Source organism: Flavobacterium sp. ov086, from assembly GCF_900187965.1.
Lineage (GTDB): Bacteria > Bacteroidota > Bacteroidia > Flavobacteriales > Flavobacteriaceae > Flavobacterium.
Genome location: NZ_FZNL01000025.1, coordinates 1 through 15,797, shown reverse-complemented (window position 1 = coordinate 15,797; position 15,797 = coordinate 1). Strand labels below are relative to the sequence as shown.

Here is a 15,797-nt window from a genome sequence, read left to right as displayed (position 1 = left end):
ACTTTTTGATAGACTAAACACCCCTTTTTAAGGCCGAATGAAGGATTTGATGGTAAATATGTATTGTAGATGTTTTTTTGCTATTTATAGGCTAAAAACGCGTGACGGTATATGTTATAGTGTTGTGCAGAAGAGTCCATTTTATATTTGTTCAAAAAATTGATTATGCACAAGTTTATATTGATGTTCTTTTTTGCGTTATCGCTAATTTCATGTGGTACTGATACAGATGCGGGTGAGTTTGTTGTTGGCTCTGATTATTTGGCATTGAATAATAAAGTTATTCTGGTAGATACTATGACGGTCGAGATGTCTACAATAAATTTGGATTCGCTTATAACTTCTGGCCAAAGCCGAATTTTGATCGGCAATTACGATGATCCTCTCTTTGGAAAAGTAAAGTCTGATAGTTATTTTCAATTATCAACTACGACATATGCTTTAAATAATAGCGGTTCAGATACAGAAGCAGTGAAATTTGTTTTTGATTCGATCTCTATGATTCTAAAATACGATAACTATTATTTTGGAGACACTACAAAAGTGCAGACATTTGATATTCATCGTTTGATCCAGAAGGTAAAACCCAATACAGAAGACAATAATTTCTATAACAATTCGGCATTGAGTTATAGCCCGGAAAGTCTTGGAACAATTTCGTATAAGCCGCGTCCAATAGAAAAAGATTCTATTAATATTAAAATGAGCAGTGCTTTTGGCGAAGAACTTTTTCAGAAATTAAAGAAAAGAGAAGTCACAGATTTTGACACTTTCACAGAATATTTAAAAGGATTTGTCTTGGTGCCATCGGCTTCTAATTCTTCGAGTGTAATAGGTTTTAGTGCAAACACGAGTAAAGTCAGGTTGTATTATTCAAAATATCAGGCAGATACCGAAGAAACACCTTATATTGTTGACTTTACAATACTTGACAAATCAAAGCAGTTTAATGCTATTTCATCTGATAAATCAGGAACTTTGCTTCAGAATTTATCGGTTCCAACAAGTAAGCTGACAAGTTCTTTAACCGAAAATCAGGGTTTTATTCAATCCGGAACAGGAGTTTCCTGCAGAATCGATTTTCCTAATATCAAAGAATTTAAACGTATCTCAGCGAGCGGTGCAATTGTTGCCGCCGAATTACTTTTAAAACCAGTCAATAATTCGTATTCGGATAAATATCCTTTATCTGATTCTCTAAGTGTTTATGTAGCCGATAATTTAAATAGGGTTAGTGGTCCTTTGCTGAATTCTCAAAGTAAAACAGTGTACGGGATTTTAAACAAAAAAACCGATGAGTTTAATGAAAACATTGGTTATACAATTCCTATTGGTGGATTTCTGCAAAAAGAAATGCTCAAACAATCTGATTCTAAATCTTCCCTAATCCTTACTTTACCCGTACTTTCTAAAGCCGTTAACAGGGTTGTCTTAGGCGATCAAAAACATTTGAACAATAAAATTCAATTGAAAATTTATTACATCTCTTATTAAATGAAAAAGAAAATAGTTTATTTAAGTTGCGCCATTTTATTGTCGTTGACTTCATTTGCTCAAAGTATTTCGAGTTCTCCTTATTCATTGTATGGAGTTGGAAGTTTATACGATTCTGATTTTGGCTCACTTCCCTCAATTGGATCTTCTGGTATGGCATTGCCTTCTGACACTTTTATAAACAACTTAAATCCTGCATCATTAGGTTATTTACCTCAAAGTCACTTTATGTTTGATATTGGAGGAAAAGCTATTGCAACTACTTATCAAAGCGGTTCAAGAAGCGAAAAACGAAATAATTTCCAATTTTCACATATTGCTTTCGCATTTCCGGTGACTAAAAATTCGGGATTTAGTCTTGCTTTGCGTCCTTATTCAAGTTCAGCATTTAAGATTTCTAATTTAAAATTACCAATTACAGACAGTCAGGAATTCTACTATTTAACTGCAGCAGGTTCTGGCGGATTAAATAATTTTGATTTTTCATATGGATATCGATTTGGGAAAAAGTTATCTCTGGGAGTTTCAGCCGCTGTTTTATTTGGAAATACAACCGATGACAGAAGTTTTCTGATTGCGAATTCAATTACAACAATGAGTAAAAAGACAAACTATAATGGTTTGCGAGCCACGTTTGGTGCTCAATATAAAATCGATTCCACTTTGACAATTGCTACAACTTTTAAACTGCCAACTCAAATCAACGCATCAAAAGTACAATCTGTTCAAACGATTACAAATGATGTCGCAACAAGTATAGAATCAGATGTCGCAAGTGATGTTGATGATTATTATATGCCATTAGAAATGGGAGTGGGGATTAGCAAACGCTTTAAAAATAATTTAAACCTGACTCTTGACTATGAAAAGAGTTTATGGAACAATACCAATCAATCTGAATTATATGGAGATTTTGTTAATCAGGACAGATTTGCTCTTGGTTTTTCTTATCGTGCCAAGAAAAATGTCAGGAGATATTGGGATACAGTTCAATATTCAACAGGGGTAAATTTTGATACCGGTTATCTTGAAATCGACGGAAAAAGAATTAATAATGCGGCAATCTCATTTGGAATTTCGCTGCCAATCGAAAATACATTTTCAGCTGTAAATATTTCCTATTCCTATGGACAAAAAGGAAGAATCTCAGATAATCTTATTAAAGAAAACTATCATAAGTTATCCTTGAATTTATCTCTGGACGGAATATGGTTCGTTAAGCGAAAAATTGAATAGAGGTTTAAAAATCTTTTTCGATTACCGGATATTTATAATTTAAAATTGATTTTAAAACTGCAGGATTTGAGTTGACATAAAATGTAGGTTCATTGCTATTTTGAGCATCTGTAAAACCTACTTTTTCACGTAAGACATTTTGAGTTTGTCTTGCAACTGCTTCCCCCGAATCTATAATTTGAATATGCTCCGGCAGAATCTTTTTTATCTGTGGAATCAAATACGGATAATGGCTACAACCTAATACCAGATAGTCAATATTCGCATCAATCATTGGTTGTAAATATGATTCTAATAATTGAGTCATCTCTGGAGAATTTAGATTTCCGTCTTCAATAAGCTGTACAAGGCCGTGACCAACTTGCTCAATTATTGTAGTATGCTGAAACATCTCAGCTGTTTTATTAAACAGCTCACTATTCAATGTTCCTTTAGTAGCAAGAATACCAATTACTTGTGTTTTTGAGTTAGTGGCTGCTGGTTTTATTGCAGGTTCAATTCCTATAAATGGAACATCATAGTCAGCACGAAGTTCTCGAATTGCATTTGTTGTAGCAGTATTACAGGCAACAACGATAATTTTACAATTTTGTTCTAGTAGAAAATCAACATTTTTTTTGCTCAACGTAACAATCTCTTCTTTGGTTCTTTGACCATAAGGAGCATTTTTACTATCGGCTAAGTAAATTGTTTTTTCGTTTGGAAGTAGATTATGAATGGCGCTCCAGATGGAAGTTCCTCCAATACCAGAATCAAAAACGCCTATAGGATTGTTGTTCGTCATATTACAAAGTTACATATTTCTAGGTTTTTCTACAATCAGGACTTCAAATAATTAAGCTAATAAAATATAAAAAAAGTGCATAATTGTGAAAGTAAAAAAAATGGCTCAAACTTAAAAAGTTGAGCCATTTTTTATAATGAGATTTATTTCTTAGAATCCTAAGTCTTTTTTAACATCAGCAGTAATGTTTGGACCATCAGCTAATAATAAAGTAGAACCGTCAAGAACATATTGGAAACCTTTAGCTTTTCCAACTTTTTGGATAGAAGCTCTTACTTTTTCCATTAATGGTTTTACGATATCAGTTTCTTTTTGTTGTAGTTCTTTTTGTGCATTGTCTCTATAGTCAACAATTCTTTTTTGCATGTCTTGAACTTCTTTAGAACGATCTCCATTTATAGCATCAGTTACTGTTGCAGCTTCAGCCTCGTACTTTTTAATTTTTACTTGATATTCGTCAACCATTTTTTTGTATTCTGCATCATATGTACCGCTTAATTTTTGTAATTGGTTTTGAGCATCTAGCATTGCAGGCATTTTCGACATAATCTCGCTAACATCAACATGAGCTACCTTAGCTTGTGCGTTAATTGTGTTACTTGCTCCTAAAACTAAAATGGCAGCAATTAGTAAAGTTTTGAATTGTTTCATCATTTTTAAAATATTAATTAATTATTGGTCGTATTTGCTTTCTGTGTTTCGGCTTCTTTTGCTTTTTTAGCCGCTTCTCTTTCCTGTATGATTTTTTGTCTTCTTTCCTCTAATTCTTTTTTGCGCTGTTCATAAAGTTTTTGTCTTTCTTCTGCTTTATTAACTGCTGGTGTCGCCGGTGTTGTTTCAGTTCCAGCTGCTGCCGGTGTTACAGTTTTTCCTGTTGCATCTGTTGTTTTAGGAGCGTCAGTTGTTTTTGCTGTTTCAGAAACCGTGCCATTTTTTTTGGCCTCTCTCTCGGCTTGTATTGCTTTTCTTCTGTCGTCGTATTCTTTTTTCTTAGCCTCCTGCTCTAATCGTCTGTCTTCGATTAGTTTATCTCTGGCAGCTTTCTTTTCGTCCAATGCCTTTTGTCTGTCTTGCAATGCAGGATTTTCATCGATGGCATTTTCTTTGCTTTCTTTAGCTTCCTGGTCTTTTAATTGTTTTTTAGTCAACTGCTCACGCTTGTCGGTTCTGTTTAAAATACGTAAAACCTGATCACTAATGTCAAATCGTTTGTTGCTAAAAAGCATTGTTAAATCTGATGATTTGTCAAATACAAAGTCATAATTTTTAGCTTCAGCTATATCTTGAACAGCTGTAAAAACCTGATCTTGTATAGGCTTTGCCAACGCCTTTTTTTGGTGAATTAAACTTCCGTCAGCACCAAATTGTTTTTGTTGGTAATCCAACATTTCGTCTTCAAGAAATTTGATTTCAGTTTCTCTTTCATCAATTAGCTCTTTAGTAAGTAAAGCTTTTTCGGCTTTGAGACTTTCTTTAAGAGTATTAATGTTTAGCTTTTTGGTTTCTATTTCTTGTTTCCATTTTTGAGCTTTTAACTCTAATTGGGCTTTCGCTTCTTTATAATCAGAAACGTTTTCCAAAATGTATTCCATATCGATGTAGCCAATCCTAGTCGTTTTTCCTTGTGCCTGACTTGTATTAGCTACAATCAAAGCTAAAAATATAAATAAAAACTGTTTTCTCATAACATTACTTTATTTGGAAATTTTTAACCAAAATTTATTTTATCTAGAACTGTTGCCCTATGATAAAGTGCGGTTCCCAACCGTTAGGTTTATTAGATGGCGTTCCTGGTGCAGCATCAAATCCGTATCCAAAATCAATACCTAATAATCCAAATGCCGGCATAAATACACGTAAACCAGCACCTGCTGAACGGTATAAATCGAATGGGTTATATGCTTTAAACGTTGGATATGATGACCCAGCTTCTAAAAACGTTAATACATAAATAGATGCTGACGATTTCAATGTAATCGGATAACGTAATTCCATAGAGAATTTGTTATAAATTGTTGCTCCAATTTGATCTCCGTTAGCATTTACAGGAGTTAAAGAGCTGTTTTTGTACCCTCTTAATCCTATTGTTTCTCTACCATCCATTGAGTATTGCGCCATTCCGTCTCCTCCTAAATAAAAACGTTCAAACGGTACAACTCCTCTTGCCTGATCATAGGCTCCTAAGAAACCAAACTCAGTCAATGTTCTTAAAACTAATTTACCATACACTTTAGTATACCAATCAGCTTTAAATTTAATTTTATAATATTCTAACCAATTATATCTTTTCTGATCGACTTTACCCTGGTCTGTATCTGCACTAGCATAATCAGATCCAACACTTACTGTTCCAGTAGTTCCTGCTTTGATATAATCACCATTGTTTAATGGTTTTCCATCAGCACCAAAACCTGAATCTCCGGTCCATCTCTCTTTATACTCTTTCTGATTTGCCAAATCGCCATAATCAATACCATTAAATAATGAGTATGGAGGAGTAATCTTTGCAGAAACACTAAACTCAGATCCGTACGTTGGGAATATTGGGTTAACCCCTTTATTACTTCTGGAAAGTCCTATTGTGTATGCTAAGTTTCTTGACGCACCATTACCAAAGGTAAACAAACCTGTGTTATAATTATTCAAATCATAATGTTGGTAACTTACAGATTGTGATAATACAAAATAATCATCCGGCACTGTTAGTCTTTTTGCTAAACCAACTTGAAGGGTAAAAATATTAAAACTTTTGCTTTTATCAACACTTCTGGTAACATAATTATTAAGAAATTGTTTACTATATGAAATAGATGAACTAAACTGTACTGGTTTTTTTCCTCCAAACCATGGTTCTGAGAATGATAAACTATACGTTTGGAAATAAGTACTTCCTTGTAAGCGTAGTGCTACTTTTTGGCCATCTCCCATTGGTAAAGGCTTGTAGGCATCTTTGTCAAAAAGTTTTCTGGCAGAGAAGTTGTTAAATGATAAACCTAACGTACCAATGAAACCTCCACCACCGTAACCTCCTTGAAGCTCAACCTGACTGGATCCTTTTTCTACAACATTGTATTCGATATCAACAGTTCCTGCTCCGGCATCTACGTTTTTGAACTTTGGTTCAATTGCCTCAGGATCAAAGAATCCTAATTGTCCAATTTCACGAATTGTTCTAACTAATTGTTCTTTACTGTATTTTTCTCCTGGCTTAGTTCTAAGCTCACGGTAAATAACGTGGTCATTTGTTTTGTCGTTACCAACTACCGAAATTTTATTGAAATAAGCAATAGGACCTTCGGTAACTCTAATTTCAAAATCGATAGTATCATTTACTGTTTTTACCTCTACCGCATTGATGTTCGAAAACAAATAACCATTGTTTTGGTATAAGTTTGTTATATCTTCAGCATCAGGTTTTGATTTATCAGCAATTCTTTTTTCAAGTAAAACACCATTATAGGTTTCTCCTTTTTTGATTCCTAAATAGCGGCTTAACAATTGATCTGTATAAACGGTATTTCCTAAAAACTTAATGTTTCCAAAGTAATATTTATTTCCTTCTTCCAGATTAATTTTTATTGCAAGCATATTTTTTTCCTTGTTGTAAACAACAGAATCATATATGATACGAGCATCTCTAAATCCTTTTTCTTTATATGCAGAAATAACCTTTTCTAAGTCGGTTTTGTATTTTTCAGGAATAAATTTTGAAGCTTTTAAAATGCGAAGTACATTTTTTTGCTTTGTATCTTTCATTGCGCTTCTTAACTGTGAGTCTGTAAGTTGCTTATTTCCAATGAAGTCGATGCTGCTTATTTTTACTTTATCACCTTTGTCTACCCGTACGAGCATGTTTACCTGGTGCCCGTTTATAGTATCCGGAGTAGTGGTGATGGTAACTTTGGTATTATAGAAACCGTCTTTTTTGTATTTGTTTTCTATATAGTTTTTAGTGGTAGTAATTAAATTTTCGTTGACAATTTTACTCTTCGTTAAGTTATTGTCTTTAATTAATCCTTCGACCTTACTTTTCTTAATACCAACAAATTTGACTTCGTTTAATTTAGGTAGTTCGACAATATTTAAATCTAGATAAATACTATCATTTTCTACCTTATTAATATAGAAGGCGATTTCGTCGAAAAGACCAAGTTTACCTAATTTTTTAATTGCGCCACTGATTTCTTCACCAGGGACGGTTATTTCCTGCCCTTTTTGAAGACCGGAAAAGGTAACTACAGTTTGTTCATTGAAGCTTATTTTACCAACAACAGAAACTTTAGCAAGAATATATTTTTTCCCTTGATCAAAAGGAACTCTATCTTGTGCTTTTATTTGTGAAAAACTACCCAAAAGAAGAAGGGTAAGGGCTATTTGTACTCTTTTTTGTAACACTAAAAAATTATTTAATTTGTTCACTGGTTTTTCCAAATCTACGTTCTCTTTTTTGATAACTAATAATAGCCTCATATAAATCTTGATCTTTAAAGTCTGGCCACAAGACATTAGTAAAATATAATTCTGCATAGGCTATCTGCCACAGCAAAAAATTACTTATTCTATGTTCTCCACTTGTTCGTATTAATAAATCTACATCAGGTAAATTTTGCGTGTAAAGATGCTCATTTATAATTGAATCGTCAATAGTGTCTATTGAAATTATATTATTTTTAACTTTATCACTGATGATTCTAACGGCATTTACCAATTCTTCTCGTGATCCGTAACTTAAAGCCAATGTTAGCGTGAGACGTGTATTGTTTTTGGTTTTATCGATTACATCAAGAAGCTCTTTTTGGGCAGATTTTGGTAATTTTTCAAGATTACCAATTGCATTTAGTCTGATGTTGTTTTCTTGTAGAGTAACTAGCTCTTTTTTTAGAGAATTGATTAATATTTTCATTAATGCTTCAACCTCAAGTTTTGGGCGATTCCAATTTTCTGTAGAAAAAGCATAAAGGGTAAGATACTCAATACCAAGTTTGGCGCAAGTAGTAATTGTTTTTTTTACAGATTTAGTCCCATTTTCATGGCCAAAAGCTCTTAAAAAGCCTTGTTGTTTGGCCCAACGACCATTTCCGTCCATGATAATGGCCAAATGTTTGGGTAAATTTGTGTGATCTATAGAGTCTATTAAATTCATTGTATTATTCTGCGCAATAGCAAGGTTTTTGTCCAAAGGTATAAGTTAAAGTTATACCTGAGAAGACATACCAGTCATTATTATTTAAATTCCCGAATTTTTTTATATTCGTGTTGCTTGTATTAGGATTACTTCCATCAATATCATCTGTAAAAGTGTAGCGAGCTCCAACTTCAGCGCCTAAAACCCAATGCGTTGCGATATTCGATTTTACACCTAATATTATAGGTATCGCAAATGAACCCGATCTTTGTGATGTAGTTAAATTTGGATTGGATGCTTGTCGGTATATTTCATCAAACCTAAAATAACTTAATCCTGAGTATATATAAGGAGTAACTTTTGGATGATAATCGTGTAAATTAAAATCAAAAAAATTAAATTCTAAACCGGCGGATAATTCTTGTACTGTGTTTTCAAAACTGTAACCTCTCTTATTTCGTCCCGTTTCTTTTGAATCGTAATCGTTTCCGCTAACAGATGACTGTGTGTACGAAAAACGATAAGAATGGCGTGGACTCTTGTTCCATTTATACAAAACACCAAAAGCTAGTTTTTCCGGTGCAATATAGGTTGTACTTCCTACGTCACCAACAAAGTTGCTTCCACCAAGAAAAACACCAATCTCATTGATTTGAGCATTTAGTGTGATAAAGGGGAAAAAACATAACAATAAATTAAAAATTTTCTTCATTTAATTCAAAATTGCGTGCAAATATAATAATTATCGATACGAATCAACGTTGCTTTAGTTAAATGTGCTTTTTTTTCAATTTACAATATGAATTTCAGACATTTAATGAGGATTCAATACATGCAGAACGAGAAAAAGTGGTATTATCGTATAGGTGAGTGTCAGAAAAAGACTTAGTTTCTTTTGTCTTCTCCCCAGAGTAGCTTATTTCTTAATGTTTTCAAGAAAGTTTCACCTGGTATTTCGACCATTTTTATTTTAAAGTCAGTTTTCGTGATGGTAAGAATGGATTCGTTTTTTACAGAAGCTATTCTGGAGTCCAGAGAAACTAAATATTGATCTTCTCGTCCGGAAACACGCAGTTTTACTACTGTATCATCCGGAATAACAAGTGGTCTTGCTGTTAAATTATGAGGAGCGATAGGTGTTATCACTAAGCTTTTAACATCCGGAGTTAATAATGGACCGCCGCAACTCAATGAATATCCGGTAGAACCGGTAGGAGTTGAGATAATTAAACCGTCTGCCCAGTAAGAATTTAAATATTCATCGTTTAAGTAAGTTTCTACTGTAATCATCGATGTAGTATCTTTTCGGCTCACCGTAACCTCATTCATGGCAAAATTCAAATCTTCAATCGCTTCGTTTTTTGGATCACAAGTAAGGCTTAATAAAGTTCTTTCGGAGGTAGTGTAATTCTTATCAATGACAAATTGTAAAAAGCTATCTATGTTTTCTTTTTGAACTGTAGCCAAGAACCCTAATCTTCCGGCATTGATTCCTAAAATAGGAACGCCAGAATCACGAACTAATGTTGCTGCTCTTAAAATGGTTCCGTCACCACCAATACTAATTAGCATTTCAAAACTATTATCTAAAGATGTACTAGCCGAAAAAGTTTCATATTCATTGTCAATGAGTTGTTTTTCGTAAAGCATTTTTAAAAAGTTTTCTTCAATTACCATTTCTACATTATTGGAATTGAAGAATAGAAAAATGTCCTTAATAATAGGTTCGGTACTGTTTTGATAATACTGTCCGTATATGGCTACTTTCATCTGATGTTTAATCGATTTTTTGTTTAATTGTTTAATCGTTAATTTTCTTCGTTAAAACGATTAAACAATTAACCGATTCAACAAGCAATACTATATATTAAGATACTTATCTAAGTAATCTGAACGTTCTTTTAAGCTATTAATATAGGCGTCTTCCTGATGTTCTGAGACGATTTCGTAATTATAGCGTCTAAAAGTCTGGATGATTTCATTCATTGGACCAACGCCAATTTTTATCGTGATTTGAACATTTTCCAAATCAGCTTCAGATATAAAACAGCCTAAAATTTTACCGTTATTACTCTCTACAATCTGAGTTACCTGACCCATAGAATAATCTAAAAGACCTTTTTGGACAATAATTATTCCGCCTTGTTCTTTTAAAAATGGAGTCTCCTGAAAAAATTTCATGATATCTTCCATTTCATAATAACCTATATAGGCATTGTTTTCGTCAAGAACGGGAATTACGTTGGTGTGATTTTTTGCAAAAACTTCTAAAACATCCAGCCAAAGCATTGATTTTCTGGCAAAGAAACGTTCTAAAGTATATTTGTAATCAATAGCTTTTTTATCCGTGTCAAAAGTTTCGACATCGTCAGAAGCGATACTTCCAATGAAAATTCCGTTTTCCAAAACCGGAAAATGCGAAAAATTCAAATCCGCAAAAAAGTCCTGAACAGAGGCTATCGTTTCCTGACTATCAATCGCTCTGAAATCATTGGTGATATAATTAGTAATTTCTGTCATAAATCAATTGAAGATATTTGATGCAAAATAATCAAAAAATAGCAAAAACTGCTACGTTTTACTTTGTATTTTTGTCGTAACAAATATAGTGTTACTAGAATTAATTATCTATTTATATGACAAAGTTAAGTGTAAATATCAATAAAATTGCAACCTTAAGGAATGCACGTGGCGGAAATGTTCCTGATTTATTAAAAGTTGCCACAGATATTCAGAATTTCGGAGCTCAGGGAATCACAATTCACCCACGTCCGGACGAGCGTCACATCCGTTATCAGGATGCGCGTGATCTAAAAGCAATCGTTCATACCGAATATAATATTGAAGGAAATCCTCAACATAATTTTATCGATTTAGTATTAGAATGCAAACCAACGCAAGTAACTTTAGTTCCCGACGCAATTGGAGCAATAACATCTTCTGCGGGTTGGGATACTATTAAAAATGAGTCGTATTTAATAGAAGTTGTTCAGGAGTTTAAGCGCAACGGAATCAGAACTTCGATTTTTGTTGATCCGGTTTTGGAAATTATCGAAGGAGCCAAAAAAACGGGAACTGATCGTATTGAATTATATACCGAAGCTTTTGCACATCAATACAGTCTTGGAAATAAAAACGGAATCGATCCTTATGTCGAAGCTGCAAAATTGGCAAACGAATTAGGTTTAGGAATCAATGCAGGTCATGATTTAAGTCTGGATAATGTTCAGTTTTTCAATCAAAATATACCGGGTTTGTTGGAAGTTTCTATTGGACATGCTTTAATTTCAGAAGCGCTTTATCTAGGTTTAGATAATGTGGTGAATATGTATTTGAATAAATTGAAATAATATGGGTTTTAAATTTGTGACGTAATGCGTCACAATTTGATTTTGAAGATTTTTTTCTATTAAATAAATTGAAATAAAAAGAGTAGGGCATGACCCGCAGTCCCGAAACCTCGGGAGCGGGTCGGGCTATTCGTTTTGATCTTCTGTTTAGAAAAAAAACAGAAGGATTTCCACTATTATCCCTCATGCGGCTTCTCGGTTTCGATACACTTTTTAATGCACGAGATTTAACTAAAAAAAATAAAATATTTACTTCACAGAATTGATTTATAATTGATTATTTTCGCATTTTTCTTATTAAAACCAAGTGCCGAAAACTATAATTCTCTTCTTTTTATTCTGTTTTTCCAATGTATTTGCGCAATCTAAAGGCAATATTATTGGAAACATAAAATCTTCCGAAAACGAAAATCTTGTTGGTACAAGTATTTCTTTCAATAGAAATAACCAGCATTACTACGCAATCTCAGATTCTATTGGTAATTTTTTACAAAATATTCCGTTGGGAAAAATCGAAATTGCGATTGACCAATTGGGTTATCTTAATAAAACGATTCATTTTAATTTTACAAAAGACACCGTAATTTCGATTGTATTAGAAAAAGATATTTCACTTTTAAAGGAAGTAGTAATAGCCAATGACAAAAAAAGAGGAATCACGAGTTTATCCGGTGGTAAATTATCCTTCAATTTAAAAGAGTTATCCGGAGTTCCAACCGTTTTAGGAACCACAGATATTATAAAACTTTTACAGTTAACGCCCGGAGTTCAGAATTCTGGTGATGCAAATGGATATTTATATGTAAGAGGCGGAGATCCCGGACACAACGCGATTTTATACAACGGAACACCTATATATGGAATGTCGCATTTATTGGGAATTTTTCCTTTCTACAACACAGATCATATTAAGGAGGTAGAATTTGATAAATCCAGTTCGAATGCTAAATATGGCGGACGTTTGAGTTCTACAACACTTTTGCTTCCAAATAAAACAATACCTTCTGAATTTGGAATACAAGGAAATGTTGGGATCTTGGCGTCACAATTAAGTGTGGCAATTCCTGTGACAAAAAAATCCGGCTTTTATATCTCAGGCAGAAAAACATATATTGACGAAATCGTTGCACCATTATTGCGTTCAGGTTCCAAGAATAATGACGTTCAGGATATGAAATATGGTTTTTCAGATGGAAATATTAGCTTTTTGTCTCAGATTTCAAAGAAGAATTTATTTTCTATCGATGCTTTTATTAGCGGAGACGAACTGAAAATCAATGATGGAAATCTGGCGCTGAAAACCAATTTAAAATGGAGTAATTTTACAGTTTCTCCAACTTTGGTTACCACATTTTCGCCTAAAGTAAGTATGTCAAATTCGGTTTATTTTACACAATATTCTAATAATCTGGATATGGAACAAGCAACAATTCAGTTTGGAGTTTCTTCTTATGTAAAAGATTTTGGCTTTACAAATTCAGTGCGTTATTCTGTTAAAAACATTCCTTTTGAATCGGGTTTGCAATATGTTTATCATGATTTACAACCTCAAAAGGTCAATGTCGAAAATCTGACATCCAATAATAATGCATCTCAAAATAGTACAATTAATGCCAATGAAGCGGCTGTTTTTACAACCGCAAAGCCAAAGATATTTGAGAATCTAATTGCCGAATTAGGACTCAGAATCAACTATTATACTTCAGGATCTAAGGATTCATATTTGCATTTTCAGCCAAGAGTGATCTTGAATTATTATCCAAGTGACAAATATTCTTTTTATGCTTCTTATAATAAACAATATCAATATTTAAGTTTAATAACGACTTCGAGTGTTGGAATTCCGACTGATTTTTGGATCGCCAGTTCAGATGGAATAAAACCACAATCTTCAGACGAATTCTCTATTGGTTCCAATCAGAATATTTCGAGAAACTTTAGTTCTTCTTTTGGAGGATTTTATCGCTCAATGAAAGATTTACTTGAATATCCATATGGAATTACGCAGTTTAATGAAACGACCACACTAAAGAATGATTTGTTGGTTGGAAAAGGAAAAGCATACGGATTCGAAATGATGTTGAAAAAAAGCAACGGAAGATTTACAGGCTGGTTAAGTTATACGTTAAGTTGGTCTGATCGAAATTTCGACGAATTGAATAACGGAAATACTTATTTTGCAAAATATGACCGCCGTCATAATCTTTCGTTAGTGGGAATGTATGATTTAAATTCAAAATGGAATTTTGGCGTTACACAGATATTTAGTTCCGGAAACCGATTTACAATGCCAACTTCCTGGTATTTTATTAATAATAATCCAGTCAAAGAATATTCAGGATATAACAACGCACAAATGCCGAATTATATCAGAACGGATCTTTCGGTAAATTACTTTTTCGTGAAAACGAATAAAAAAGAAAGCGCTTTGAATTTTTCTATTTATAATACATTCAATATTGATAATCCAATTTATGTCGTGCTGGATGTTCAGGTAAATAAAGATAAAAATAGTGTGGTTGTAAAACAAGAAGAGAAAGTTTTGTATCGAATATTACCTTCAATAAGCTGGAGATTTAAATTTTAAAAGATGAAAAAATATATACTATTTCTTTTTGCACTACTATTAACAAGTTGTTCCAAAGATGATTTTATCGAGCAAAATATTGAATCTAAAGTTGTAGTCGAAGGTTGGATAGAAGAAGGCGATTACGCTCAGGTTTTGCTTTCGAGCAGTATTCCGGTTACAGATGTTATTGATTCTACAAATGTTTTGAATCACGTAATCAGATCGGCAAAAATCACTATTTCTGACGGGCAGACATCAGAAGTTTTAAGAGTTAAAAATGACAAAAACAGAGTTCCTCCATTTGTGTATTTTGGGTCAACCTTAAAAGCAGAAGCAGGAAAAGAATATTCGCTTAAAATTGAATATTTAAATAGAATTGTAACAGCAATAACCAAAGTTCCAAAATCAGTCCCGCTTAAAAGTGCCGAATATATAAAGAAGAATGCGACGGATACAACAGGATATATTTTTGTAAAATTTGATGATCCTGTAAACGAGAAAAACTACTATCAAATTGCGACAAAAATCGATGGTGAAGAACCTATTTTTGTTCCTTCGTTTTATGGTAATTTAGATGATAAAAACTTTAGCACATCACAAGTTTCGGTACAAATTAACAGAGGGGTTTTACTTTTTCCCAAAACAAAGTTTACGCCCTATTTTGCTGATGGAGATTTGATTTATGTAAAATTAAGAACGCAGGATAAAGATGCTTTAGATTTCTGGAACAGTTGGCAAAACGAAATTGTAAACAGTAAAAACCCAATTTATCCGGCAAATGCAAGTTTGAAATCTAATATAAAAGGAGGAATTGGTATTTGGGCAGGATATGGAAAAAGTATTTTAGTTGTAAAAACACCTCCAAAAAAATAAAGCCGATTTGAATGATTGAACATGCCCCAAAAAGTTAGACACTATTTGGGGCATTTTTTATGGAAAGAAAAGTAAAGTATGACTATGCATTTAAGTTAGAATGTGTAGAATTGGTTTTAAAGAAGCATTATTCAGATGGATATGTTTCAAAATTAAAACAGACTCCAAGATGGAATATTCGTAAGTGGGTCAGTTTTTATAAGGCATATGGTAAAATTGGTTTATTGCCACGAATGAATCAAAGCTATTCAGCCGAATTTAAGCTAAAAGTGCTCAATATCATAGAAAAGGAATCCCTTAGCTTGATGCAGGCTGGTATAAGATTTAATATTCCCGATATTTCCATAGTTTTAAAATGGAAAAAAG

General features: G+C 33.1%; 13 protein-coding genes and 1 pseudogene. 6 read left to right on the top strand and 8 right to left on the bottom strand.

Annotation, left to right across the window (positions count from 1 at the left end; genetic code table 11):
• Positions 1 to 165 precede the first annotated feature (165 nt).
• Together CHB81_RS21985 and CHB81_RS21980 are read left to right on the top strand one after the other, a co-directional pair.
• Entirely contained in the window at positions 166 to 1,494 is a 1,329-nt protein-coding gene (locus CHB81_RS21985) for a DUF4270 family protein (protein ID WP_089353989.1), read from the top strand.
• The gene (locus CHB81_RS21980; RefSeq protein ID WP_089353988.1) at positions 1,495 to 2,730 is read left to right on the top strand and encodes an aromatic hydrocarbon degradation protein; all 1,236 of its coding nucleotides are present in this window, start codon (positions 1,495 to 1,497) and stop codon (positions 2,728 to 2,730) included.
• A gap of 4 nt (positions 2,731 to 2,734) precedes the next feature.
• Here the strand turns inward: CHB81_RS21980 and murI are convergent, their stop codons facing one another.
• The 8 genes from murI to CHB81_RS21940 form a co-directional block, all read right to left on the bottom strand.
• A complete protein-coding gene (murI, locus tag CHB81_RS21975; RefSeq protein ID WP_089353987.1) occupies positions 2,735 to 3,514 on the bottom strand; it encodes a glutamate racemase in 780 nt (259 codons plus the stop codon).
• Between the two features lie 150 nt (positions 3,515 to 3,664).
• Positions 3,665 to 4,165, bottom strand: coding sequence for an OmpH family outer membrane protein (locus CHB81_RS21970; RefSeq protein ID WP_089353986.1), 501 nt, complete (start codon positions 4,163 to 4,165; stop codon positions 3,665 to 3,667).
• 17 nt (positions 4,166 to 4,182) lie between these two features.
• Positions 4,183 to 5,199 (bottom strand): OmpH family outer membrane protein, encoded by a 1,017-nt coding sequence (locus CHB81_RS21965; RefSeq protein ID WP_089353985.1) that lies wholly within the window; start codon positions 5,197 to 5,199, stop codon positions 4,183 to 4,185.
• 43 nt (positions 5,200 to 5,242) lie between these two features.
• The gene (locus CHB81_RS21960; RefSeq protein ID WP_089353984.1) at positions 5,243 to 7,984 is read right to left on the bottom strand and encodes an outer membrane protein assembly factor; all 2,742 of its coding nucleotides are present in this window, start codon (positions 7,982 to 7,984) and stop codon (positions 5,243 to 5,245) included.
• Positions 7,917 to 8,657 (bottom strand): isoprenyl transferase, encoded by a 741-nt coding sequence (locus CHB81_RS21955; protein WP_089353983.1) that lies wholly within the window; start codon positions 8,655 to 8,657, stop codon positions 7,917 to 7,919. The genes CHB81_RS21960 and CHB81_RS21955 overlap by 68 nt, the downstream gene beginning before the upstream one ends.
• A 4-nt stretch (positions 8,658 to 8,661) precedes the next feature.
• Complete coding sequence (locus CHB81_RS21950) at positions 8,662 to 9,351, bottom strand: DUF6089 family protein (RefSeq protein ID WP_089353982.1); 690 nt, start codon at positions 9,349 to 9,351, stop codon at positions 8,662 to 8,664.
• A gap of 173 nt (positions 9,352 to 9,524) precedes the next feature.
• The gene (locus CHB81_RS21945; RefSeq protein WP_089353981.1) at positions 9,525 to 10,409 is read right to left on the bottom strand and encodes an NAD kinase; all 885 of its coding nucleotides are present in this window, start codon (positions 10,407 to 10,409) and stop codon (positions 9,525 to 9,527) included.
• A gap of 90 nt (positions 10,410 to 10,499) precedes the next feature.
• Positions 10,500 to 11,159: a CBS domain-containing protein gene (locus CHB81_RS21940; protein WP_089353980.1), complete on the bottom strand. Its 660-nt coding sequence runs from the start codon at positions 11,157 to 11,159 to the stop codon at positions 10,500 to 10,502.
• A 116-nt stretch (positions 11,160 to 11,275) separates the two neighbouring features.
• On the opposite strand from CHB81_RS21940, the gene CHB81_RS21935 reads away from it, so the two are divergent.
• From CHB81_RS21935 to CHB81_RS21920, 4 genes and pseudogenes are all read left to right on the top strand, one after another.
• Positions 11,276 to 11,989: a pyridoxine 5'-phosphate synthase gene (locus CHB81_RS21935; RefSeq protein WP_089353979.1), complete on the top strand. Its 714-nt coding sequence runs from the start codon at positions 11,276 to 11,278 to the stop codon at positions 11,987 to 11,989.
• A 307-nt stretch (positions 11,990 to 12,296) separates the two neighbouring features.
• Entirely contained in the window at positions 12,297 to 14,576 is a 2,280-nt protein-coding gene (locus CHB81_RS21930; protein WP_089353978.1) for a TonB-dependent siderophore receptor, read from the top strand.
• Positions 14,577 to 14,579: 3 nt separating this feature from the next.
• Positions 14,580 to 15,431 (top strand): DUF4249 domain-containing protein, encoded by an 852-nt coding sequence (locus CHB81_RS21925; protein WP_089353977.1) that lies wholly within the window; start codon positions 14,580 to 14,582, stop codon positions 15,429 to 15,431.
• A 59-nt stretch (positions 15,432 to 15,490) separates the two neighbouring features.
• Positions 15,491 to 15,797, top strand: a pseudogene (locus CHB81_RS21920) (hypothetical protein); the annotation flags it as partial.

Bases quoted from the DNA above. Each gene is read 5' to 3' on its own strand.
- CHB81_RS21960 (WP_089353984.1), bottom strand. From the start codon at position 7,984: ATGAGGCTATTATTAGTTATCAAAAAAGAGAACGTAGATTTGGAAAAA.
- murI (WP_089353987.1), bottom strand. From the start codon at position 3,514: ATGACGAACAACAATCCTATAGGCGTTTTTGATTCTGGTATTGGAGGA.
- CHB81_RS21985 (WP_089353989.1), top strand. From the start codon at position 166: ATGCACAAGTTTATATTGATGTTCTTTTTTGCGTTATCGCTAATTTCA.
- CHB81_RS21965 (WP_089353985.1), bottom strand. From the start codon at position 5,199: ATGAGAAAACAGTTTTTATTTATATTTTTAGCTTTGATTGTAGCTAAT.
- CHB81_RS21935 (WP_089353979.1), top strand. From the start codon at position 11,276: ATGACAAAGTTAAGTGTAAATATCAATAAAATTGCAACCTTAAGGAAT.
- CHB81_RS21940 (WP_089353980.1), bottom strand. From the start codon at position 11,159: ATGACAGAAATTACTAATTATATCACCAATGATTTCAGAGCGATTGAT.
- CHB81_RS21955 (WP_089353983.1), bottom strand. From the start codon at position 8,657: ATGAATTTAATAGACTCTATAGATCACACAAATTTACCCAAACATTTG.
- CHB81_RS21950 (WP_089353982.1), bottom strand. From the start codon at position 9,351: ATGAAGAAAATTTTTAATTTATTGTTATGTTTTTTCCCCTTTATCACA.
- CHB81_RS21945 (WP_089353981.1), bottom strand. From the start codon at position 10,409: ATGAAAGTAGCCATATACGGACAGTATTATCAAAACAGTACCGAACCT.
- CHB81_RS21970 (WP_089353986.1), bottom strand. From the start codon at position 4,165: ATGAAACAATTCAAAACTTTACTAATTGCTGCCATTTTAGTTTTAGGA.
- CHB81_RS21980 (WP_089353988.1), top strand. From the start codon at position 1,495: ATGAAAAAGAAAATAGTTTATTTAAGTTGCGCCATTTTATTGTCGTTG.
- CHB81_RS21925 (WP_089353977.1), top strand. From the start codon at position 14,580: ATGAAAAAATATATACTATTTCTTTTTGCACTACTATTAACAAGTTGT.